This is a genomic window from Marinobacter sp. PE14 (genome assembly GCF_053566155.1).
This window is the reverse complement of the sequence record NZ_JBQXNY010000006.1, coordinates 1-22,884: the sequence shown is the minus strand read 5'-3', so window position 1 is coordinate 22,884 and position 22,884 is coordinate 1. Positions and strand designations below refer to the sequence as shown.

Annotated in this window: 25 protein-coding genes; 13 read left to right on the top strand and 12 right to left on the bottom strand. The window is 53.3% G+C overall.

What is annotated here, in order from left to right; translation table 11 throughout:
• Window positions 1-30: 30 nt before the first annotated feature.
• Window positions 31-753: a cytochrome c biogenesis CcdA family protein gene (locus ACWJ62_RS17395; protein ID WP_285359621.1), complete on the top strand. Its 723-nt coding sequence runs from the start codon at window positions 31-33 to the stop codon at window positions 751-753.
• A gap of 85 nt (window positions 754-838) precedes the next feature.
• On the opposite strand, the gene ACWJ62_RS17390 is transcribed toward ACWJ62_RS17395, so the two are convergent.
• The 8 genes from ACWJ62_RS17390 to ACWJ62_RS17355 all read right to left on the bottom strand — a co-directional run bounded on the left by ACWJ62_RS17390 (window position 839) and on the right by ACWJ62_RS17355 (window position 8,865).
• The gene (locus tag ACWJ62_RS17390; protein WP_449287331.1) at window positions 839-1,225 is read right to left on the bottom strand and encodes a DUF302 domain-containing protein; all 387 of its coding nucleotides are present in this window, start codon (window positions 1,223-1,225) and stop codon (window positions 839-841) included.
• A gap of 31 nt (window positions 1,226-1,256) precedes the next feature.
• Window positions 1,257-3,623, bottom strand: a complete 2,367-nt coding sequence (locus tag ACWJ62_RS17385; protein WP_449287330.1) for a heavy metal translocating P-type ATPase — start codon at window positions 3,621-3,623, stop codon at window positions 1,257-1,259.
• A complete protein-coding gene (locus ACWJ62_RS17380) occupies window positions 3,616-3,843 on the bottom strand; it encodes a hypothetical protein (protein ID WP_022990675.1) in 228 nt (75 codons plus the stop codon). The genes ACWJ62_RS17385 and ACWJ62_RS17380 overlap by 8 nt, the downstream gene beginning before the upstream one ends.
• Before the next feature lie 27 nt (window positions 3,844-3,870).
• Window positions 3,871-5,226, bottom strand: a complete 1,356-nt coding sequence (locus tag ACWJ62_RS17375) for an APC family permease (RefSeq protein WP_108019680.1) — start codon at window positions 5,224-5,226, stop codon at window positions 3,871-3,873.
• A gap of 11 nt (window positions 5,227-5,237) precedes the next feature.
• Window positions 5,238-5,594: a hypothetical protein gene (locus ACWJ62_RS17370; RefSeq protein WP_449287329.1), complete on the bottom strand. Its 357-nt coding sequence runs from the start codon at window positions 5,592-5,594 to the stop codon at window positions 5,238-5,240.
• A gap of 152 nt (window positions 5,595-5,746) precedes the next feature.
• The gene (locus ACWJ62_RS17365; RefSeq protein ID WP_449287328.1) at window positions 5,747-6,496 is read right to left on the bottom strand and encodes a copper resistance protein B; all 750 of its coding nucleotides are present in this window, start codon (window positions 6,494-6,496) and stop codon (window positions 5,747-5,749) included.
• Window positions 6,493-8,250, bottom strand: a complete 1,758-nt coding sequence (locus ACWJ62_RS17360) for a copper resistance system multicopper oxidase (protein WP_449287327.1) — start codon at window positions 8,248-8,250, stop codon at window positions 6,493-6,495. The genes ACWJ62_RS17365 and ACWJ62_RS17360 overlap by 4 nt, the downstream gene beginning before the upstream one ends.
• An 87-nt stretch (window positions 8,251-8,337) precedes the next feature.
• Window positions 8,338-8,865 carry a cupredoxin domain-containing protein gene (locus ACWJ62_RS17355; RefSeq protein ID WP_449287326.1) on the bottom strand — a complete coding sequence of 176 codons (528 nt, stop codon included), beginning with the start codon at window positions 8,863-8,865 and terminating at the stop codon, window positions 8,338-8,340.
• Window positions 8,866-9,065: 200 nt separating this feature from the next.
• On the opposite strand from ACWJ62_RS17355, the gene ACWJ62_RS17350 reads away from it, so the two are divergent.
• Window positions 9,066-9,731, top strand: a complete 666-nt coding sequence (locus ACWJ62_RS17350; protein ID WP_061331749.1) for a response regulator transcription factor — start codon at window positions 9,066-9,068, stop codon at window positions 9,729-9,731.
• On the top strand, window positions 9,718-11,073 hold the full coding sequence (locus ACWJ62_RS17345; protein ID WP_449287325.1) for an ATP-binding protein: 1,356 nt from the start codon (window positions 9,718-9,720) through the stop codon (window positions 11,071-11,073). Before ACWJ62_RS17350 ends, ACWJ62_RS17345 begins: the two co-directional genes overlap by 14 nt.
• Here ACWJ62_RS17345 and ACWJ62_RS17340 read toward each other — a convergent pair.
• A complete protein-coding gene (locus tag ACWJ62_RS17340) occupies window positions 11,067-12,374 on the bottom strand; it encodes an MFS transporter (protein WP_449287324.1) in 1,308 nt (435 codons plus the stop codon). The genes ACWJ62_RS17345 and ACWJ62_RS17340 overlap by 7 nt on opposite strands.
• Before the next feature lie 13 nt (window positions 12,375-12,387).
• A complete protein-coding gene (locus ACWJ62_RS17335) occupies window positions 12,388-12,666 on the bottom strand; it encodes a metal-sensing transcriptional repressor (protein ID WP_449287323.1) in 279 nt (92 codons plus the stop codon).
• An 80-nt stretch (window positions 12,667-12,746) separates the two neighbouring features.
• On the opposite strand from ACWJ62_RS17335, the gene ACWJ62_RS17330 reads away from it, so the two are divergent.
• The 10 genes from ACWJ62_RS17330 (at window position 12,747) to ACWJ62_RS17285 (ending at window position 20,701) form a co-directional block, all read left to right on the top strand.
• Entirely contained in the window at window positions 12,747-13,109 is a 363-nt protein-coding gene (locus ACWJ62_RS17330) for a hypothetical protein (protein WP_449287322.1), read from the top strand.
• 46 nt (window positions 13,110-13,155) lie between these two features.
• A complete protein-coding gene (locus ACWJ62_RS17325; RefSeq protein ID WP_197463823.1) occupies window positions 13,156-13,890 on the top strand; it encodes a HupE/UreJ family protein in 735 nt (244 codons plus the stop codon).
• Window positions 13,891-13,905: 15 nt separating this feature from the next.
• On the top strand, window positions 13,906-14,607 hold the full coding sequence (locus ACWJ62_RS17320) for a hypothetical protein (RefSeq protein ID WP_449287321.1): 702 nt from the start codon (window positions 13,906-13,908) through the stop codon (window positions 14,605-14,607).
• Between the two features lie 482 nt (window positions 14,608-15,089).
• Window positions 15,090-15,797 (top strand): c-type cytochrome, encoded by a 708-nt coding sequence (locus ACWJ62_RS17315; protein ID WP_449287320.1) that lies wholly within the window; start codon window positions 15,090-15,092, stop codon window positions 15,795-15,797.
• 5 nt (window positions 15,798-15,802) lie between these two features.
• Window positions 15,803-16,159, top strand: a complete 357-nt coding sequence (locus tag ACWJ62_RS17310) for a c-type cytochrome (protein ID WP_449287319.1) — start codon at window positions 15,803-15,805, stop codon at window positions 16,157-16,159.
• Between the two features lie 21 nt (window positions 16,160-16,180).
• Window positions 16,181-17,158 (top strand): transporter, encoded by a 978-nt coding sequence (locus tag ACWJ62_RS17305; RefSeq protein ID WP_449287318.1) that lies wholly within the window; start codon window positions 16,181-16,183, stop codon window positions 17,156-17,158.
• A 57-nt stretch (window positions 17,159-17,215) separates the two neighbouring features.
• Window positions 17,216-18,334 carry a multicopper oxidase domain-containing protein gene (locus tag ACWJ62_RS17300; RefSeq protein ID WP_449287317.1) on the top strand — a complete coding sequence of 373 codons (1,119 nt, stop codon included), beginning with the start codon at window positions 17,216-17,218 and terminating at the stop codon, window positions 18,332-18,334.
• Between the two features lie 24 nt (window positions 18,335-18,358).
• Window positions 18,359-19,309, top strand: coding sequence for a multicopper oxidase domain-containing protein (locus ACWJ62_RS17295; protein WP_449287316.1), 951 nt, complete (start codon window positions 18,359-18,361; stop codon window positions 19,307-19,309).
• On the top strand, window positions 19,306-19,881 hold the full coding sequence (locus ACWJ62_RS17290; protein WP_449287315.1) for an RrF2 family transcriptional regulator: 576 nt from the start codon (window positions 19,306-19,308) through the stop codon (window positions 19,879-19,881). Before ACWJ62_RS17295 ends, ACWJ62_RS17290 begins: the two co-directional genes overlap by 4 nt.
• Before the next feature lie 85 nt (window positions 19,882-19,966).
• Window positions 19,967-20,701, top strand: a complete 735-nt coding sequence (locus ACWJ62_RS17285) for a Crp/Fnr family transcriptional regulator (protein ID WP_449287314.1) — start codon at window positions 19,967-19,969, stop codon at window positions 20,699-20,701.
• Window positions 20,702-21,059: 358 nt separating this feature from the next.
• Here the strand turns inward: ACWJ62_RS17285 and ACWJ62_RS17280 are convergent, their stop codons facing one another.
• Together ACWJ62_RS17280 and ACWJ62_RS17275 are read right to left on the bottom strand one after the other, a co-directional pair.
• Window positions 21,060-21,596 (bottom strand): hypothetical protein, encoded by a 537-nt coding sequence (locus ACWJ62_RS17280; protein ID WP_449287313.1) that lies wholly within the window; start codon window positions 21,594-21,596, stop codon window positions 21,060-21,062.
• A 77-nt stretch (window positions 21,597-21,673) separates the two neighbouring features.
• Window positions 21,674-22,531, bottom strand: coding sequence for a hypothetical protein (locus ACWJ62_RS17275; protein ID WP_449287312.1), 858 nt, complete (start codon window positions 22,529-22,531; stop codon window positions 21,674-21,676).
• Between the last annotated feature and the right edge of the window lie 353 nt (window positions 22,532-22,884).

The window sequence follows — 22,884 nt, the reverse complement described above, 5'->3', positions numbered from 1 at the left end:
AAGGAATACCACGGATTCTGGAGATTCTGAATGCCAGACCTTGCAACCTGGGGCACCCTGGCCGCTTTTCTCGGCGGCCTGGTGTCCTTCTTCTCACCCTGCACCCTGCCACTGGTTCCGGGCTACTTGTCCGTGGTTACCGGTGGTGCCGTAACCGAGGCTTCGAACCGGCTCAAAGCCCTGTGGCTGAGTGTCTGTTTTGTGCTCGGCTTCAGCCTGGTATTTGTAGCCCTGGGCGCAAGCGCAAGCCTTCTAGGGCAATGGCTGATGGCCTACCGTCAGGAAGCCAATCTGGTGGCCGGCGTACTGATTATTCTCATGGGCCTGTTCATGCTGAGCTGGTGGAGCATGCCAGCCCTGCAACGGGACTGGCGTCTAGGGCATACGCTGGAGGGCGGGCGACCGACCGCCGCTTTCGTGCTGGGGGTGGCATTCGCCGTCGGCTGGACGCCATGTATCGGCCCCATACTCGGAGCCATACTGGCACTCAGCTCAACCCATGCCAACGCGGAAACGGGCATGCTGTATCTTGCGGTGTATTCGCTGGGTCTGGCGCTGCCATTCCTTGGAACCGCACTGTTCATCGAGCACTTTCGCGAGCGAATGCGAGGATTCAGTCGTTGGAGCAGACCACTGAGGGCAGTGGCGGGGCTGGGGCTGGTGTTAATGGGCGTGATGGTGTTAACCGGCCAGATGACCCGCTTTGCTTCGTGGATGCTATCCACCTTTCCGGTTCTGGGGGATCTGGGCTAGTAGATAAACAAACTCCCGGCTCAAATATGCCGGGAGGTTTTTATGGTTTCGGGTCGATAACAGATTCCTCTTCGTGTTAAGACAATCAGATCGCCTGAACGACTTCAGAAAGCATATCCCTGACTTTCCCGGCAACCTGCTTGAGATCTTCATTATCAATGGCGGACATGGAAGCCACCGGATCCACTGCACTTACCTCAATACCCTCCGAAACCTCACGAAGAATAACGTTGCAAGGCAGCATGGCACCTACGCGAGGCTCCACACCGATGGCTTCCCAGGCCATGCCAGGATTGCAGGCCCCGAGAATCCGATAAGACGACATGTCCTTGTCCAGCTTTTTCTTCATGGTGGCTTTGACATCAATTTCCGTCAGTATCCCGAAACCGTGGTCGGTAAGGGCCTGGCGCGCTCTTTGATCTACGCCCTCGAAATCTGCATCTTTGATAATTCGATTGATCGTGTATGACATGGCTATCTCCAATGATTCGGAAGTTCATTGTTTATTGATTGAGCTTCACCACCCTCAAACGCAGCGCATTCACTATCACGCTGACTGAGGACAGCGACATAGCGGCCGCTGCAAAAATCGGCGAAAGCAGTATGCCGAAAAACGGATACAGCACTCCTGCCGCAATAGGAACGCCAGCAGAGTTGTATATAAATGCAAAAAACAGGTTCTGCCGGATATTGCGCATGGTCGCCAGAGACAAACGGCGCGCTTCCACAATACCCATCAAATCGCCGCGCAGCAGGGTAATGCCGGCGCTTTCAATGGCCACATCGGTGCCGGTGCCCATGGCCACACCGACATCCGCCGTTGCCAGTGCAGGCGCATCGTTTACGCCGTCACCCGCCATCACGACAACACGGCCTTCATCTTTCAGACGCTGGACGATCTTGCCCTTATCTTCCGGCAGGACTTCCGCTTCCACTTCGTCGATATGCAGTTTTCGGGCAACTGCTTCAGCTGAAGTGCGGTTATCGCCGGTCAGCATGACCACCCGGATGCCGTCTTTTTGCAGCGCGGAAATAGCGGCTTCGGTGGTTTCCTTGACGGGGTCGGCGATGGCCAACAACCCCGCGATGCTTCCGTCGACGGCGGCAAAAATCACGGTAGCGCCATCTTTACGGAGCTGGTCGGCTTCCCTGTCAAATCGAGTCGTGTCGACATTCTCTGACTCCATGAGAAGGCGGTTGCCAAGTAGCACCCGCTTGCCGTCGATTCGACCGGTGACCCCTTTGCCATTCGGGGAGTCAAAGTCTTCCGCATCCGGAAGCTTCACGTCCATGCCCTTGGCTTTATCGAGAATGGCGTGAGCCAGTGGATGCTCACTGCCTTTCTCCAGGCCGCCGGCAAAGCGCATCAAATTACTGTCATCGAAACCATTTGCCGCGACGATTCGGGTGACTTGCGGCTTGCCCTCCGTCAGCGTGCCGGTTTTATCGACCACCACGGTGTCCACCTTTTCCATTCGCTCCAGCGCTTCCGCGTCGCGGATCAGCACACCACTCTGGGCACCGCGCCCGACACCCACCATGATCGACATGGGCGTTGCCAGACCGAGCGCGCAGGGACAGGCAATGATCAGCACGCTAACTGCAGCAATCAAACCGAAAGCCATGGGCGGTGCTGGCCCAAAGAAAGACCAGGCAATAAAGGCAACAATGGCAATTACGATCACAGCGGGCACAAACCAGCCTGCTACCTTGTCAGCCAGCCCCTGGATCGGTGCGCGGCTACGCTGGGCGCTGGCCACCATCTGCACGATCTGGGACAGCATGGTATCCCGGCCAACCTTGTCGGCCCGCATGATAAAACTGCCCTGCTGGTTGATACTGCCACCGATCACCTGATCGCCGGATTTCTTGCTGACCGCCAGGGGCTCGCCGGTCACCATGGACTCATCCACGTTGGAGCTGCCTTCAAGCACCTCGCCGTCCAGCGGCACCTTGTCACCGGGGCGCACCCGCAGGCGGTCACCGACCTTTACCTGATCCAGCGATACATCGGACTCACCGCCATCATCGTCCAGTTTTCTGGCGGTGGCGGGCGCCAGGTCAAGCAGAGCCTTGATGGCACCGGAGGTTTTCTCCCGGGCCCGTAACTCCAACACCTGCCCCAGCAGCACCAACACCACGATGACCGCTGCCGCCTCAAAATACACTGCCACCGAGCCATCGTCCTGCCGGAAGGCGCCCGGGAATACCTGGGGTGCAAGTGTGGCTACCAGGCTATAGATCAGCGCTACGCCGGTGCCAATGGCAATCAGCGTGAACATGTTCAAATTTCGACTGACCACGGATTTCCAGCCCCGGACGAAGAAGGGCCAGCCGCACCAGAGCACCACGGGCGTTGCCAGCACTAACTGAATCCAGTTGGACATCTGAGGAGCAACAATATGGTCAAGCCCGGTCAGGTGCCCGCCCATTTCCAGCACCAGGACCGGCAATGTCAGCACCAGGCCAACCCAGAATCGGCGGGTCATGTCCTTGAGTTCTGCCGACGGCCCGTCGTCCAGGCTCACCTGCTCTGGCTCCAGGGCCATCCCACAAATGGGGCAGTCCCCCGGTCCTTGCTGGCGAATTTCCGGATGCATAGGGCAGGTATACATGGTCCCCGGCGCTACCGGCTCTTGCTGCTTCTTTTCCTCACCGAGGTACTGTTCCGGGTCCTCGTCAAACTTGGTCTGGCAGCGTGACGAGCAGAAGTACCAGGTTTTGCCACCGTGTTCGCTACGGTGCTCTGCCGAGTGGGGATCCACCGACATGCCGCAAACCGGATCCTTCACTGCGTGCTCCCCGGCAGCTTTTTGATCATGACTGTGGTTATGACTGTCATGGTGATGGGCGTGATGATGCTCAGCCATTCTGATCTCCTGTTTTATCGGCGGGCCAGTCTGCAAATGCAATGAAATACAGCAGAACCAGATTGACGATAGGGATCAGTATCAGTACACCCATCCACCCCGGATACCCCGTGCGCTGGCAAATACGCCAGGCCGGAATGACGACCACAATGGCAATCACCAGCATCCACAGCCAGTGGCCTGCCCACATGGTGTTCCCGAACATGTTATCTCCCATCATGGCAATAGCCTCTCTTCCTGATTCTGGTTAATGGTGACGATGCGCGTGACTCTCTTCCTGTTTCGCTTGCGCGGATTCCGGCGATCTTTTCAGGAAAATCTGCTCGGAAACTGCAAGCACAATCATGGTGACCACTGCCACACCAATGACGAACGGGTCCGTATTCAGTTTTACCCAGACAAAGCCGCCAAGCACCAGCAGATCCAACAGGATGGCTGTCGCCGGTACCCACACATTGGACTTCACGTCCTCACGCAGGTAGCGCAAAACGCCCCAATGGATGGCAATGTCCATGATCAGGTAAAAAATGATGCCTAGCGCTGCAATCCGGGAGAGGTCAAAGAAGGCCGTCAGAATCAGCCCCAGGACCACGGTGTAGACCAGCGTGTGCTTTTGGATACTGCCCGGCATACCGAAATGACGATGCGGAACCAGCTTCATTTCGGTCAGCATGGCCAACATGCGCGAAACGGCGAATATGCTTGCGAGGATGCCACCCGCGGTGGCCATCATGGCAATGGCGACGGTGAACCAGACCGCATACTCTCCCAATGCCGGGCGCGCTGCGGCAGCAAGCGAATAGTCCTGCGTTTCTATGATTTCAGCCAGCGACAGGTTGCTGGCCACAGCAAAACCAACCAGGGTGTAAATCACCACGCAGGCCGCGATGGAAATAATGATGGCTCGCCCTACATTTCGCTTGGGATCTATTACTTCGGAGCCGCTGTTAGTGATCGTGGTGAAGCCCTTGAAGGCGAGTATGCCAAGTGCTGTCGCACCCAAGAAATTACCCGTTGCTCCGGCTTCGCCCGCGCTTGAAAAGTCGACCGACAGACTATCGGCAACCCAGACACCCACCAGCCCGAAGACCAGAATGCCGCCAATTTTCAGAATGCCGATGAACGAGGCCACCCCCTGAATCATCCGGTTACCCAGCAGATTGATCAGAAACGCGGCCAGGATCAGAGAGACGCCAAGAATGGGCACCATGCGGCCGCTGTCATCACCGCCGAACAGCTGCATGGTGTAGGAACCGAAGGTACGCGCTAGAAAGCTCTGGGCAATCACCATCGAGAAATACATCAGCAAAGCGTTAAACGCCGTCGGCAGGCGGTTGCCGTAGGCTTTGTGAAGGTACATGCCAATGCCCCCGGCTGACGGGTAGGCATTGGATATTTTGATGTAGGAATAAGCGCTGAAGCTGACGATTACCGCCGCGGCCAGAAACGCCAGCGGGAAAAGCACGCCGGTCATCTGTGCCATCTGCCCGGTCAACGCAAAGATACCGGCGCCAATCATGACGCCGGTACCCAGCATGACAGTTCCTGCGAGTGTGAGACTGCCTTCCTTATAACGAGTGGTTCTGTCCTGCTCCCCGCTCATCTAACCTCCGGTTATTTTCGCTTCATGGGTGGGATTTTTGAACAGCAAAACGGCTCATGCTTGGCATTTGCCCGGACGTTGTCGTCGGTAAACCGGTACCAGGCCAATTTACGCCGGGTCCACCATCCGGTTTTCAATCGGCCACCGTAAGCCTTGATCAGTTCCAGTAATTCATCGACGGACCAGTGGGTTCCGTCGTACGTCACCTGCAATGTGCCATTCGGCTCACGCTCGGCGTAATCAACGCAGGGGTGGTGATTAAGATCGTGGATGAGCCCCTCCCACTGATCCTCTCCAAGCCCCTCGACGGCCATTTTTCGGCGCAACAAAAACTGCTCCTGATTGGTTGCTTTGTGTGCTTTGGTCATGGGGTGGCACCTCTCTTCCTGATGACTTCTCCCTGTATCAAAACACTTCAATCTGAACTGCGACTGAAAATGGACACAGACTTTCGCTGGATTTGAGTTACATCAAATCATAGACGAAAAAGGGCCGTGGGTTTCCCCATGGCCCATCAGCATCAGAATGCGATTCGAGCGCCGATCACGGCAAACCAGTCTTCTGTCCCACCGCCTTCAGCTTTCGTAAAATCGGCCGTATCGCCGTACTTGCGTTCATGCACCACGCCCACGTAGGGAGAGAACGCACGATCGATCAGGTCATACCTCAGCCGAAGGCCAGTTTCGGTGGAAACCAATCCCTTCCCGACACCGATTTCTTCATCCTCGCTAAACGCAAGAGTGGCATCCAGCGTTGCGGCCAGGATCCAGTGGTTCGTGAACAGCAACTCGTACTCTGCGTCAAGTTGGGCTGACGTATCGCCATCTTTGCTCACATAAAGGTTCGCATCGATCTCAAACCACTGAGGCGCCAACCCTGCTACGCCCAATACCGCGTAGGTCCGATCCGGACCCTCGGGGGTATCGAATCGAACACCTGCCTTGGCATCAAAGAACTTGGAGATGGGCACTTGGCCTACAAGCTGGTTTTCCAACGTTTCGTAGGCCTTTTCTTCAATCGCATACTCACCTTTTGTCAGCCACCGAACTTTCAAATCGTCCGTGCCGTAGAAGGCATCTGCATTCCAGACACCCAACTCCTCATCGTCGTCGCTGTAGCGGTATTCAAATTCCTCGAACTGAATGCCCCAGATTGTGAGCGGCTGTTTGCGAGCGGTGGTGTCGGAGATCATTTCCTGAGCTGTCGCCGCCGCTGAGAATCCAATGGAGGCAAGAAAACTGACAGCAACAAGTGATCGAATAGATCTCATGCATCACCTCCTTCCGCGGTTGTTGCGTCCGCCTTTGCTTGAGTCGACTCGGGGCCACCCTCAACAATCACTTTGCGGAACATACCGGCCGCCGCGTGATAGGACAGGTGGCAGTGGAAAGCCCACTGGCCAGGCTCGTCCACCTCGGTTTCCATATACACCGTCGTGCCCGGCTGGACGCTGACCGTGTGTTTGATCGGGTTCCACTGACCAGCGCCAACATCGAGGATGGACCACATGCCATGCAAGTGCATGGGGTGCGTCATCATGGTTTCATTGACGAACTTGAAGCGAACGCGCTCACCGTATTTCAGGCGAATGGGGTCAGCGTCCTCGTACTTCACGCCGTTAATACTCCAGGTGTACCGTTCCATGTTGCCAGTCAAACGAAGCTCGACTTCCCGCGTCGGTTCGCGGTCTTCATACAGTGGGTCCTGAGCCTTCAGGTCTGCGTAAGACAGGAACTTGCCGCCATTGGCTGCCGTGGGCACAAGGCCGCTTCCCTTGGCATAGAAGGGATCGCTTGGGCCTTCTTTTCCCATCGCCATGGAACCATGGTCCATGCCGGACATGCTCGAATGATCCATGCCTTCCATATTCGACGGGTCCATTCCTTCCATTGAGGAGTGATCCATGCCCGGCATCTCTTCTGAGCTATTCATATCCATGTTGCCATGATCCATGCCAGCCATATTGCCGTGGTCCATGCCGGGCATACCGCCCATATCCGCCATAGTCAGACGGGCAGGCTCGCGCAGTTGCGGCACGGCGGCTTCCATACCCTCTTCAGGGGCCAATGTGGCTCTCGCATAGCCTGAGCGTCCCATGGATTCGGCAAAGATGGTGTAGGCCTGTGCATCCTTCGGACGCACGATGACATCGTAGGTTTCCGCCACACCAATCCGGAACTCGTCTACATTGACAGGCTGAACGTTGTTGCCGTCGGCCTGGACAACGGTCATATCGAGACCGGGGATCCGAATGTCGAAGTAGGTCATCGCAGAGGAGTTGATAAACCGAAGCCGGATCCGCTCGCCGGGCTCAAAAAGTCCGGTCCAGTTCTGGGCCGGCCCTTTGCCGTTGATCAGGCCGGTAAAACCTTGGAGGTCCTCAACATCCGCTTTCATCATACGCATGTCACCCCAGGCCATACGGTCACTGACGGTGTTCATCAGGCCGTTTTCGGACACGTCCGAGAAAAACTCGCCCACGGTCTGCTGCTCGCGGTTGTAGTAATCGGGCATCATCTTCAGGTTGCGCATGATGCGGTCGCCGGAGTGCGGATGCTTGTCAGTGAGCTGCACCACGTATTCGCGGTTGTAACGGAACGGCTCACGGCCTTTAGGCTCAATCACAATGGAACCATAAGCGCCATCTGGCTCCTGGAAACCAGAGTGGCTGTGGAACCAGTAGGTGCCCGCCTGCTGGATCGGAAACTCGTAAGTAAAGGTTTCACCCGGCTTGATACCCGGAAAGCTGATGCCTGGCACACCGTCCTGATCAAAGGGAAGGATCAGGCCGTGCCAGTGGATTGATGTCATCTCATCCAGGTTGTTGGTCACATTGATCTTGACGTTTTCGCCTTCCTTGAAGCGCATCACCGGTCCAGGGGATTTTCCGTTGTATCCAATGCCCTCCTTAACGAAATCACCGGTGTCAATTTCAACTCGGTCGACCGTCAGGTCGTATTCTCCGGCCAAAACCATTACCGGCATCAACAGGCTCAGAAGCCCCGTCAGTAGACGTGTTTTCATCTGTTTTACTCCAAACTGCACTTCGTTGAAGCTGGGCTGGGAAACTTTCGCCAACCCTTGCATTCGCATGCTCTTCAGCACACCAAGTCACTCAAAGTTAACGTCACCGTACATGCCAGCCTGGTAATGGCCCGGCACATTGCAGGCAAACTCAATATCGCCCTTTTCCGTAAACTTCCAGACAACTTCCTTACTTTTACCCGGTTCCAGCAACACGCTGTTCGGGTCGTCGTGTTTCATGGAATGCCCGTTGCCCATATCCATGTTCATCATGTGCTGATTGAGCTTGCCGCCCTGAATCACGCCATGCTCGACCATCATCATCATTTCCTTCTGATGGCCTTCATGCATGGAAGGCGTACCAATGTTGAACTCGTGGACCAGGCTGCCTTCGTTCTTGACAACAAAGCGTACGGTTTCGCCGGGTTCAACATTGATTTCTTCCGGTTCGTAGTAGTTGTCATACATTTCGACGGTAATAGTGCGCGAGGCTTCTGATGCCTTGCCCGGTTCGCCACTGCTGGCGCCGTGGCCACCGCCATGGGCACCAGCGGCGAGGGTCACTGCCGACATCGACATGGCAACGGCTGCGACAATCAACTTGGATGCATTCATCTTGTCTTCTCCTCAGATTACTGGCCGGAAATACCGGCAACGGTTAGCCCTGAACTCAGAGCAGTGCCAAAATACGAGTGACACCATCGCGCACCAACCTGAATTCTTGCTGAAAATACCCAACTCTTTTGTTGTTCAGCCTGAATTCAGGTAAGTGGGCGACACTGTTCGCCCATCCGGTTCAAGAGAAGGACAGCCCGATGCGATTACTGCTCGTTGAAGATGACCGTTTGCTGGCTGATGGATTGAGCGGCCAGCTCGAAAAGGCGGGATTCAGCGTTGATACGACCTACACGGCCAGAGAAGCCATGGTTCTGGGAGAACAGGAGAATTATCGAGCTGTTATCCTTGATCTTGGCCTCCCCGATGGCAACGGTCTGGACATCCTGCGAAAGTGGAGAAGAAATCGTATCGCCTTTCCGGTGCTCATCCTGACCGCTCGTGGAGACTGGCACGACAAGGTGGAAGGGCTCAAAGCGGGGGCCGATGACTATTTGGCGAAACCCTTTCAGACCGAAGAACTGATCGCCCGCCTGAATGCCATTGTGCGTCGAAGCGAAGGCCGAATTCACTCGATGGTGAAAGCCGGGCGATATGAGTTGGACGAAAATCGCCAGAGCCTGAAGTCGGACGATGGCACTGAACACAGTTTGACCGGCACTGAATTTCGCCTTCTACGCTGCCTGATGAGCCGCCCGGGCCATGTGTTTTCGAAAGAGCAGTTAATGGAACAGCTCTACAACCTGAACGACACCCCGAATGAGAACGTGATCGAAGCTTACATTCGCAGATTACGAAAACTGGTTGGCAACGACGCCATCTCAACCCGTCGCGGCCAGGGGTACCTGTTCAATGACACTGTTTAGAAAGCCCACATCCGTCAAGGGCACCCTGCTGGTACTGCTGTTGCCTGCGGGCATCGCTCTGATGGGGCTGGCCTGGCTGGTTCATGGTCTGCTGCTGGACCGCATGTCACGGGAATTCGTAGAAACACGCCTAAAGGATGAAGTTGCTTTCCTGGAACACCAAATCCGTGATTCTGGCGGTAAGCTGGATAGTCTCCAGACCGGTGATTACTTTCAGGAAGTCTTCCACCACGCCTTTGCCATCCACGCTCCTTCCAAAACCATCCTGTCACCAGATTCCTGGGGGCCGGTACTGAGGTCGATGATCGAATCCGGGCAGGACGGAACCCTTCGTGTACAGGGGTTGGAAAGTGCCGGAGCGCCGGAGGATATTCTTGCGTATCGCAAAACATTTCGCCTGGGCGAGACCCCCATCGTAGTGATTGTGTCGGAGGATCTGGGCGCACTAAAACGCAGCCAGGCCGAGCTGCATGCCTGGACCGCCATCGTCTCCGTATTGCTGATTCTGCTTCTGGTTGCGGTGATCTGGTTCGGAATCAACCTGTCCATGCGGCCCGTTGTCGAGCTGAAGGCCACATTAAAAAGGCTCCAGGACGGCGAGGTTTCGCGGATTCATGTGCAGGCGCCCGAGGAATTTCGCCCGCTGGTTCAACAACTCAACCAGCTACTCGATTCCTTGGATCAGCGCCTGGAACGTTCCAGGGATGCGCTGGCTAACCTGTCTCACAGCGTCAAGACTCCCATTGCAGCCGTCCGGCAGGTACTTGAGGACACGAGCCGCCCGCTTCCCAATGAACTCCGGCTCCAGATGACGGCGAGACTCAACGACATCGACAAACAGCTTGAAGCCGAAATGCGACGAAGTCGTTTTGCCGGACCACAGGTCGGGAAAAGCGCCTACCCACTGAAACAGGCACGGGATCTGCTCTGGATGCTGGGGCGACTGTACCCGGAAAAATCCTTTGAACTGTCGAGCTCTCTGCCAGAGGACGTCCGCTGGCCGATTGAGGAGCACGACCTGAATGAAATTATGGGTAATCTTCTGGACAACGCTGGCAAATGGTCAGAACGCTGCGTGGAGCTGTCATTGGCGCAACACTCCGGAACACTGCACATAGGTGTTATCGACGATGGGCCGGGCGTTGCTGACGCCGAAATCGGCAAGCTGGGTCAACGGGGATTGCGGCTGGACGAGCAGACACCGGGCCATGGCCTCGGGCTCGCCATAGTTCGGGAAATCGTCGAACGCTACGGAGGAACCCTTCACTTTACGGCCGTTAAGAAAAGCGGTTTGTGCGCGACAATCGACATTCCCACTGAGATATCTGTCGCCAATCAGTAACCCGGCCACCTCGGATGTAATTCATCGATCACATACCGATGAGAATGTTCTGGCCCGGACTCTACTCTGTGCGGATGATTGCTGGGCAGGTCGGCGTGACTGTGTGCTATCACGAGCGGATCATCAGCAGGCCAAAGTCGTATCGCAGCGAACATGAAAGCGAGCCCCAGGGTCGCCAGCACAATCAATGTTAGTTGAATGCCTGCACTCGATCCCAACCACCCCGCCAGTGGATAGGCGAACAGCCAGCCTGCATGGGATAAGGAAAACTGAGCAGCGAAAAGAGCCGGCCGATCTTCGCCGTGAGAGGATTGGGTAAGCAGCCGGCCAATCGGCGTCTGCACTGTTGAGAAACCTGTGCCAAGGAAGACCCACACTGGCAACAACGTTTCAATCGAATCGGCAAACAGGGCCGCTCCCAGGCCACCGAGTAACACCCACGCCCCTGTCAGCATGACCGGGCGATTCTTCCATCGTTTGAGCAGTGTGGGCAACGCGATGGCCGCAAGCATGGAGCCGCCGCCAAAAGCGGCAAACGCCATGGCGGTGTGCTGCTCCGTCAGGCCGAAGCTGCCACGCACAATCACGACAGTGTTCACAATCACCATCGAGCCAGCCATGCTGACCACGACGTTCAATGCCATCAGGCCTCTAAGACGTGGCGTAGCAAAGAAGATGCGAAACCCCCGGCGCGCCCGCTCAAAAACCCCACGACGTTTTTGGGGTGCAGAACCGGATGGCAAAACCACAGACACCACCAGGAATGCAGACGCAATGAAACCCACGACCGTGCCGGAGAACAGCGCCTGCCAACTGGTCGCCAGCAGGATTAACCCAGCCAAAGCCGGGCTCACCAGATTCTCAAGATCATAGGCGAGACGAGAAAGAGACAAGGCTTTGGTGTAGTCGTCCTCGTTCGGGAGCGTGTCCGGAATGGTGGACTGAAATGTAGGGGTGAACGCGGCAGACGCGGACTGAAGTACCGCGATTAGGACATACACCTCCCAGATTTCCGAAACGAACGGTAACGCCAGGGCGGTAGCCGCTCGCACCAGATCCAGCGACACCAGCATCATCCGGCGGGGCATTCTCTCGGCAAGCGCTGAGGCCAGCGGTGCGATCAGCACATAGGCCACCATTTTTATGGCCATCGCGGTGCCCAACACCTGGCCTGCGTCCTTCCCTGCCAAATCAAACGCCAGCAGGCTCAAGGCCACCGTCGCCAATCCAGTTCCCAGAAGGGCCACCACCTGAGCGAAAAACAGATGGCGATAGATTCGGTGCTGGAGAATCCCCAACATTGGTCAGCCTAGCTCAGAGATAACGTGCAATCGCCTTGAACTCATCAACCCGCCTTTGCTGCTCAGGCTCCATCGCTCCAAACGCGTCGTCCAGGCAATGCTCGATATGATCCTGTACCAGCACACGTTTGGCCTGCTGGATGGCTCTCTCTACCGCATGAAGCTGTTGCGCAAGCTCCAGGCAGGGCTTTTCCTGTTCGATCATGTTGATCACGCTCTGAAGGTGCCCGTTGGCCCGCTTAAGGCGTTTCACGATCTCTGGATGCGATTGATGTTTGTATTCATTAGCCATTCTTCATTCCTATCCCCCCTAGGGGGATGCTATCCTTAACCAGTCTTCGAATCCAATTGCCAGTGGACATCGCCACACTTATGGTCACAGCGATCCAGGGTAAAAATCTGCTTCAAATGCTCGTCATGCTGTTCGCATTGATAGGCATGTCGTTGTCGGTTATCGGCGAAGCCTCTTCACATGGTGTTGCTGAACTCGCTGTCCCGACCACACTGGATCAAGAAAGCCACCCACACAGCCATAACAGTGGTGGTGAAGACTCTGAGAATCACATTCACCATGACACTGGCAACCACACCCATGAAACCATGGGTCACCTGACCAACCGACTGCTCGCGAACCAGTCGATGTCACTCCGGCAGATTATTCCATTTGCCGCAGACTCCCCTCGCAGTTTTCGTTACCGGCTCGATCGCCCCCCGAAAGACTCCATGACATTCTGATATTCGCTGCGAAGCAGCTTTTGTAATCAAATCTATTGGAGTCACTATGTTGTCAAATCTCTTTGACGGCCATTGGCGCGCGCATGTCGGCGCCGGCGGACACCGTCTGTTATGGATGATCCTGACCATTGGCCTGTTGGGCATGAGTACTGACGTGCTCGCCCACGCGGTTGCCCAGGGAGACAAGGGGTACATTCAGGAAATCACCGGTATAAACCTCATTGCGTTCACTTACCTCGGGGCCAAACACATGGTCACCGGTTATGACCACCTGCTGTTCCTGCTAGGCGTCATCTTTTTCCTCTATCGCATGCAGCACATCGCGATCTACGTGAGCCTGTTCGCTCTGGGACATTCCACAACGATGCTGTTAGGTGTCTACTTCAACGTCGGCATCAACAGCTACCTCATTGACGCGATTATTGGCCTGTCCATTGTGTACAAGGCATTGGACAACATTGGCGCCTACCAACGCTGGTTCGGATTCCAGCCCAACACCAAGGCCGCAACTCTTATATTCGGGTTCTTCCACGGCTTTGGGCTCTCGACCAAGATCATTGAATACGACATCTCACCGGACGGGCTGATACCCAACCTTCTTGCATTCAACGTAGGCGTCGAAATCGGTCAGCTCGTTGCGCTGGCCATGATCCTGATCCTTATGAGCTTCTGGCGCAAAACGGATGGCTTTTTTCGACACGCCTACACCGCCAACGTGGCCATGATGAGCGCGGGCTTCTTGCTCATGGGCTACCAGCTCACCGGTTATTTTGTTGCTTAATTCTGGAGACGATTTATGTACAACACAGATATGCCTTCACGCAGTGATCTGCCCAGCACCGCAAAACTGATTCGTTCCACTATCATGGCTGCGATAGTGGCATTGGTGCTGCTAGTGACCGTGGTTATGCCGGCCGAATATGCGCTGGACCCCACCGGCGCAGGCCGCCTTTTGGGCCTGGCAGAAATGGGCGAGATCAAGGAACAGCTCGCCGAAGAAGCAGCTGCTGACGAGGCTGCCCAGATGGTTGCGGTGCAATCATCGGTTGATCGAAAGGTCCCGGAAGTCACAGAACCTGTCGTGGCTGAAGCCGTTGAGGAACCAGCTCTCTTACCTGAAGCAGAGGTTGCACCTGCTGGGCCAGAGCCAGAGCCTGCGTCTGAACCAGAAATCGCGAAGCCGCAGTGGCAGGATGAAGTGCGCGTGGTTCTTACACCGGGAGAAGGCACAGAGTTCAAACTTACTATGGAGGAAGGTGCTACAGCCCGGTTCTCCTGGGTATCAGAAGGTGGTCCGATCAACTTCGATACCCATGGTGATGGAAGTGGTCAGTCAATTTCCTACGAAAAAGGCCGGGGAGTACCTGAAGACGAGGGCGAGCTAGAAGCAGCCTTTACCGGCAATCATGGCTGGTTCTTCAGAAATCGAAATGACAACGACATCACTTTGGTGCTTCGTACCGGTGGAGACTACGAACAGTTAAAGAAGATGTTGTGATTAACCATTAGATAAATGTAACAACATCCGGTCCCGTGTGCTCACAGGGCCGGATGTCTTTTGAGCAGCTAAAGTGTGCCTTGTTTTCAAATAGCCGGCCGGGAAAAACCTATCTGAAAAAGGTCTGCTTTTATCAGCGAACGGCCACGTTGGTCGCAAAGCGGACATTCGGGTAAGGCGGTCAGTACCAATGAAATAGCCTCCGTTTGAGGCTATGGGCGGTTAAGCGTTACCGCCGTATTTCCACTATGGAATTCGCTCCGCAAATTCGAACAAAGTAATTTGAGAAGCCCGGGGCGAGCCTTTGGCGAATGTTCGACACCGCTGTTACACGAACGCTAGCTCACTACCCCTTTTTCCTTTTTTGCCTTGTCATTGACATTGGTCATGAACTGGCGTTGATCTTAACGATGTATTTTAAATACATTGTAATGGTTGAAGGCGAACCGCCTATCCAAGGTTAGTTAAAGAGGGTAGAGATTATGATCCGAGGCATACTTCCTCACCGCCCAACCTTTGCATTACTGATAAGCATCGGTTTGGGACTTTCCTCCCCACCGGTATCTGCCAACGATTCGGCGCAAGAGTTTGTGTCAACCGAATGTGCTGGCTGTCACGCGATTGAAAAGCCGGATTCGTTCAGCATAACGCGGATTCAGGAGCGAAAAGCCCCGGACCTTTACTACGCGGGCAACAAATTCCAGGAAGAATGGATGGTGAATTGGCTGCAAGCCCCTACTCCACTGAGACCTGGTGGCACGTTCTTTGGGCAGAAAGTGGTTGCTGGAGAGGATCGAGACATTGTTCCTGAAGAAAAATTACCTCCCCATCCGACGTTCAAAGAATCGGAAGCACAGCTTGCCGTCTCCTATTTAAAGACCCTCAAGCCATACGAGGATCTCATCTCACAGACAGATTATTCGCCCAAGCCAATCTCGGGTGCCATGGGACGAATGAACTTCACCAAATTTAAAGGTTGCGTCGCATGCCATGAGTTGGAGAAGGGTTATGGCGGAATATCCGGGCCGGAAGTCTACACAGCTGGCGCGAGATTGAAGCCTGACTTCCTATTCAGCTTTATCAAGAATCCTCAAGCATGGGAGCCCAAAACATTTATGCCTAACGCCCATTTGAGTGACGGGGAAGTTCAGAAACTGGCTGACTTCATCCGCACGCTAGCTGAGGAGTAACTCTGATGATGAACTACTGCTTTCGATTCATGATGCTTGCGTTGATCCCCTTTGCAGTCAACGCGGAGTCGGATCCGACCGGAAAACAGCTTTACGACACTTACTGCACTCAATGCCACGGCATTTACGGCGACGGCTGGGGCGTGAACTCCAGAGACATTGAGGTACTTCCCAGAGATCACACTGAATCAGGCGAGATGTCAGCCCGTTCAGATGCCGACCTTTTCAAGGCAATAAAAGACGGCGGGCAGGCCGTGAACAAATCGATTCTCATGCCGAACTGGGACGCGAATATGTCTGACCCAGAAATTAAACGGGTTGTGCGGTATCTACGCGAGCTCTGCGATTGTGAACCACAGTAAACCATTACTCAGGAGTAACCAATGAACAAGACACTGCTTGTATTCATAGCCGTTAGTTCGTCAAGCGCATTTGCTCACGGCTGGGACAGTAGCCGGGTCGACAGTCATGCACCGATTGGCGTCATGGGGGATCACACGCACAAAACCGGCGAGTGGATGGTTTCCCTGCGACACGGCCAGATGAAGATGGACGGGTTGCGCCATAAAGATCACGAGGTTTCTGTGCAATCCGTCCTTAGCGATTACCTTATGGCGCCAATTGAGATGGATACGGAAATGACTTCGCTTGGCATGATGTACGCGCCATCAAATGCGCTGACATGGATGATCATGGTGCCACACGTGCAAAAGCATATGCGGATGACGATGGGCCAGGGAATGTTTAATGAGACCCACAGTAACGGCATTGGAGACCTTACTGTAAGCGCGCTACTCTCGCTGCCGGATCTGCACCAACCGCAGATACACTTTACCGCCGGTCTGTCTCTGCCAACCGGTTCTATCAGCGAAGAAAACAGCGGTAGTGTGCTGCCCTACGGAATGCAGTTGGGGTCAGGCACTTTCGATATGCTTCTTGGTGCAACACACCTTTGGCAGAGCGGAAACTGGTCAGGCGGAGAGCAAGTTAAAACCACCATTCGCATTGGCAGAAACGAACGAGACTATTCATTCGGGAACGCTGTTGAGGGAACAACATGGATTGCACGCAGACTCTCTGCCAATTGGAGCCTCTCTTCGAGGCTGAAGGCAACCTACCAGGGGGCAATTGATGGCAGGGACGATGCTCTCAACCCTCAAATGACACCACTGGCCGATCCGCAAAACTACGAGCGGTCCTCATTGGATGCCTTTATCGGTGCAAACCTATACGTGAAATCAGGATCACTCAAAGGGCACCGTTTTAGCTTCGAGTTTGGCCAACCTTTGTATCAAAGAATCAGTGGCGTCGCTCTTCAAAAAGACTGGCAAGCTCTGGGTGGTTGGCAATACGCCTTTTAATTTCGCCCCAAACGATGTCCTTTATATACATCAGATCAGAGAAACGTGGAGGGAAACATGAAAGCAACAGCGAGCAGACCTTTCCTTACCAGAAAGCGCCCGGGGCTTTGCCGAATTGCTTTGGCGGTGGGCGGCCTGGCAGCGCTTGGCTCACCAATGCCCGCCCTATCAGAGACACACCAGTTTCAGATGACGATCGAGGAGCGGGAAAAGGATGTCGCTCCAGGTTTCAAAGCTAAAGTCTGGGCCTACAACGGACAGGTGCCGGCTCCACTCATTCGTGTCAAAGAAGGGGATACGGTCGAAGTTGAGCTAACTAACATGACCACCCTCGCGCACACAATCCATTGGCACGGAATCTACCAAACCGGCACCTGGAAAAACGATGGAGTGCCTAATGTTACTCAAGAAGCGGTGCAACCAGGTGAGTCATTTACCTATAAATTCGTCGCCGACAAGCCTGGGAGCCTTTGGTACCACTGTCACGTAAACGTTCCAGAGCATGTCGGTCTGAGAGGTATGTGGGGCCCCTTGATCGTCGATCCAAAGGATCCAATCCCTATTGAGAAGGAAGTTACCAAGGACGCCATCCTGATGTTTTCAGGTTGGAATCAGGAGGTAGCCCAAACCTACGGGAAAGGAGGGCATCCGGCCGAGAAACTGACTTATTTCTCTATCAATGGACAGTCGTTCCCCAACACCCAGCCAATCCGGGTCAAGGAAGGTGACGTTCTCCGGTTGCGCCTTTTTGCGACTGGTATCGAGACGGCGTTCCACCTGCATGGCCACGACATGCTCGTCACACATAAGGATGGACTCCCTCTGGATTCTCCTTTCTGGGCGGACGTCGTGGATATCAATCAGGGCGAGCGTTACGACGTTATCGTCAGAATGGATAACCCAGGACGCTGGTTTGCCCACGATCATATCGAACATCACGTTAGCAATAATGGAAAAGCGCCCGGCGGGGCCGTGATGATCGTCGAATACGAAAGCATTCAGGACGATGACTGGTACGTCTGGAAGGACAAGTCATATGACCCCAATTTCTACTACAGCCAGAGTTTGACCGAGGGAAGTGGCCTCTTTAATCACGATGGTTTCGAGGCTCAAAAAATTGAGACCTCGGGTTCCTCCAGTCGTAGCCGAAGCCGTGGCAGAAGCAATTCAGAGTAATTTCACCCAAGAAGGAGAACAACGATGCTATTAAGTAAAGTCTTCAAGAAAGCCGCCGTTGCTGCGGCAGTTTCAGCAATTCTTGCTACCCCGGCATTAGCTGAAGTCGTCAAAGTCGAAATCCCGGTTATCGAGCAAGAAATCGCAGTTGATAACAAAGGAACCAAACAACAGATGTGGACTTTCGGAGGCACAATCCCTGGTCCAGTTGTTCGCGTGACGGAAGGCGACACTGTAGATTTCACGTTGATCAATGAAAAAGGTAACAAACAGAGCCATTCAATGGATTTCCACGCCGCCATCGTTGATGTGCTCGACGAATTTGAAGCCGTCAAACCGGGCGAGGAAAAGCATTTCCAGTTCGAGGCCACCAGCCCAGGCGTATTTATATATCACTGCGGCGCTGATCCAATGGTCGAACATATCGGTCGCGGGATGTATGGGGTTATTATCGTCGACCCAAAAGAAGGGCATGATGAAAACTATCCTAAACCGGACCGAGAGTACGTCATTGTTCACAGCGATCTCTTTGAACCTGGCACCACCGCAGAACAAATGCTTGATGGGGAAGGTTGGAAAAACACGTTGGTCAACGGGAAGGCCTTCCACTACGATCCACTCCATGATCCGAACGCTGGTCTGACGCTTCAGTCAGAGCCAGGAGAGCGAGTCCGCTTTTACTTTGTTAATGCCCATGTCAATAAATCGGTGGCCCTACATCCCATAGCAGGGATTTGGGAACGCGTTTATAACAGCGGACATCCATTCAACCTCGAAAAGGGACTCCAGACCTACCTGGTACCGGCTGCCTCCGGCGCGACTCTGGACCTCGTTAGCCCATCAGACAGAAGCACCAACAATGCCATCGTAGATCATGAGATGAAGGGCGCACTTAATGGTGGTATTAGCGTTCTGATGAACACCGAGGGAGCTGACCCAACGCTCGGAACAAAAGGAAATATTCTGATCAGGTGACCCGCGCCTCACTCGCAGCTTTGATGTTTGGCATGCGAGGCGGTTTTGCCGGCCCAACCCGGGCCGGCCTTTTTGCTCCTCCAAAAGATATGATGTATAATATATATATCGTTAAAGTTATCCATCATGAGGGCAATACTACGATGCAACTCAAGACCTATACGGATTACGGATTGAGGGTTCTTGCATATGTCGGAGTTCGTAGAGAACGATCAGTTCCCCGTAGTGAAATCGCGAGGGCCTATCATATCTCTCCTGAACACTTGCGTAAGGTAATCCATCGAATGGGCCAACTCGGGTATCTCGAAACAACGCAGGGGAAATCGGGGGGGGTCAAATTAGGACGCTCCCCAAGCCTTATTCGATTGGGAAACTTCGTTCTGGAGATGGAAGAAAGCATGGAGATCATTGATTGCAGCAAACAGGACTGCCCGTTACAAGGCGGGTGCACCATCAAAAGTGCCGTGAATTTTGCCCGCGATGCGTTTATTTCCGCACTTAACGAATACACATTGGAGATGATACTTGACGACACGAAAATGGCTAAGCAACTTCGAATAGTCGAGCCGTAGCTTGAATCATGGTCTTCTCGGCTATTAACGATGTTTTTTATGAACATTGATATTGACTGAATGACTTTATCCAGGATTGGCGGCTATGAATTCACAAACAAATCCCATAAGTTTTGAGCTTTCTACAATCGAAGGCGTCTTAAAAGGTGATCCTATTTTTTCCTGTCTGCGGAAGCATGAGCGCTCCGCTCTCCTCAAGACTGCGCACAGGCATGTCTTTGAAAAGGGTGATACTTTATTGTGCGAAGGAAATGTAACGGATCGTTTTTTTCTTATCGCAACCGGCGAATTATCAATTTTTAAAGCAACACCCTCAGGTGACGAAAAACTCTTCGGCTACTTTCGAGAAGGGCAAATTGTTGAGTTATTCTCTGCATTTCTGGATGAACCAGTTTTTGCGCTTAGTGGCCGCGGTTCACAGGACGGAATTGCATACAGCTTCGCGAATGCAACGCTCATGAAAATCGTCGAGGGAAATTCGTTGCTTGCGCGCCGATTGCTCAAGTACACAAGTGAAAAGGTTCAGTCATTCGTAACACAGGTTGATTTTTTTACGAGCAGCAGCGCGACAGAGAGACTGGCAGTATTTCTCTATGCACTCAGCAAGGCACAGAACACGAGCAACCTAACTCTCCCCTGTCGCCAGAAAGAGATTGCATCACGGTTGGGAGTCCGTGAAGAGACTATCTCCCGCATTCTCACCCGATTTAGGGTGAGCAAAATTATTGACCAACGCAACGGGAACACCATCATCCTTGATTTCAGGGCGCTAGAGGAGTTGATCGGGGAGCAATATACTCGCCTAGACATACTCTTATAGGAGCCTATAAAACGGAGATCTTTTGATTTTTTGCACAAAGATAGTCCATCGAAAATAGCCAATCTACACTGACTAACAACCTTCAAATATTCCAACCACTTCCCTGCACCTGACCTATCCTTCCAAGACTTCATCTTCTGTGCTTGTGTGAATTCCAGCTTGGCATGGACGGCATGTTTGGCATTTTGTGCAAATAAGGAAGTGGAGCCGGTCACCAAAGGCGGATTTGCGGAGGCGCAAAAGCGGAGCAGGTCGCAAAGCGGACATTCGAGTAGGACGACTCATGCGAAGCCAAGCGACGCTTTAACAAGGGCGTCAGATGCAGGCTTTTGGGGCCCCAACAAACTTAAGCACCTAGTTAATCTTCCGGCCACTCAGACTTAAACCGAGCCACCTCTTTGGACCATTTTTCACTGAGATCCCTGATCTCACTAGCGACAGGAGCCAGGAACTCTGGAGTAAAAATGCGCTCTCCGGTTTCAGGAACCTCCTGTATATATTCAAAGACATTCCCATGACAAAGGTTGTTCCTGTGCCTGACCAGCTCCACGGGGGTGCGTTTGTTTCCGAGCTTTTCCGTAAAGTCGGCCTCATTCTGGAAGGCTAGTAAGCCAACATCCAAACCAACATTCTGTGCCCGTGTAAGAAGACCATTGCTCAAAACGCTGCCTGTTAGATCGGTATTTTCAAATCCCTGATCCAGGTACATCAGAATTGCGCGAATGCTCGACTCAATGCCATTCAAAAAGCTCAGTGTTGAAGCTATGTAGAGACCGCTTTCAAAGGCTTGCGTTCCCTCGATAAAGTACCAGTGCGATTCAGCGCCATCGATTCTGTGAACAAAATTGTGCTTCACTGCAAAAGCTTTGAACTTCTCGTCCACACTCTGAGTCATGCTATTCCTTAAGATTAACGGTGAGCGAGGCGGCAGCGGAAAGCCGTCCGCCTTACGCGCCTTGTCGGGTTTGAGGCTTAGAACGGGATATCCGAGAGTTCGAGATTGAAATCAAATTCATGGTCATAGTTCCCGTCAGTTGTCTCTAGTCTGATGATGCCCCGACCACCTATATTGGTGCTTTCAGGTATTTCGTCACCGTTCCATGCCCTTGCGATGACCCTCTTCGCCTGAAGTCGAATCTGGGACCATCCACCTGCACCTAGCTTTGAAGCCTGGGGTGTAATCAAATATCGTCGTTTAAAAGGCATTATATCGGCCTCAGAAAATGGACAGTTCTTCCCTTCTTGAGTAATACGCCAATCATTGCCCGCGTAAAGGTATATCGCTGAAATTTCAGGAGAGTACTTGTTTGTTTTATTATGGAGGTCGATAGTGAAATTGATGATAGCTTCTGATAAGTGCTCGGTATTAGATAGGTAGCCCGTTGGCGGTTTAACGTCGACCTGGATCTTGCTGCTGGTACGTGCTTCTGATTCAGCTTTTGCCCACTCAATGTTTTTTTCTAGCTCGGATTTCAGATAAGAAATTGAATCACCGTAAACGACGTGCCGACGGTGCTTCAGATCAAAGGGAATATCGTCGGCATTTTTGGTAAGCAGGATGCAAATCTTATCTCTTGCATGGGCGTACCCCAATTCGTAAAAAACGTTGGGGTTCCTGTCTGATAAGTCAGCAATCACGAAATCCGCTACATCAATTTGTCTGTAGATCCGGTCCAGCATCCCTTCATTAAATAACTGCTCATCTAAGCGCTGGGCTAAGACATCACAATTTTCGGCAGCCTCTTTAATTCCAAGCTTGTAGACATCTTCAAACTCCCTGCTGAAGGGCATTAGTACAAAGGCAAAAGGTTTAGTTCTCTGGTGGCTCAAAACATCCTCCTAGTCAAACCCAACAGCAATTAGGCTGCGCGCTTTATCATTGCAGAAACTTGACTACATCACTAGTACTGACTTTGAACCATCAATTGCGCTGCACATGAGCCATAAAACAATAGCTTAGCCGAGCACTGCCATCTCTGCCATGTGATCATTCAGGGTCAGAAATTTGCTCCGCCAACCATACTGGATGAAATGACTGTGATTGGCTTGGAGCTTTTATATTAATGCCCTTACTCGAATGTTCGCTTTTGTTTAAAAGCAAACAATCCATGAGACCCTGGCCTATTTAAAGGACCTGTCTCTTATACACACTGACGCTGCCGACGAATTAGACGGTGTAAAAC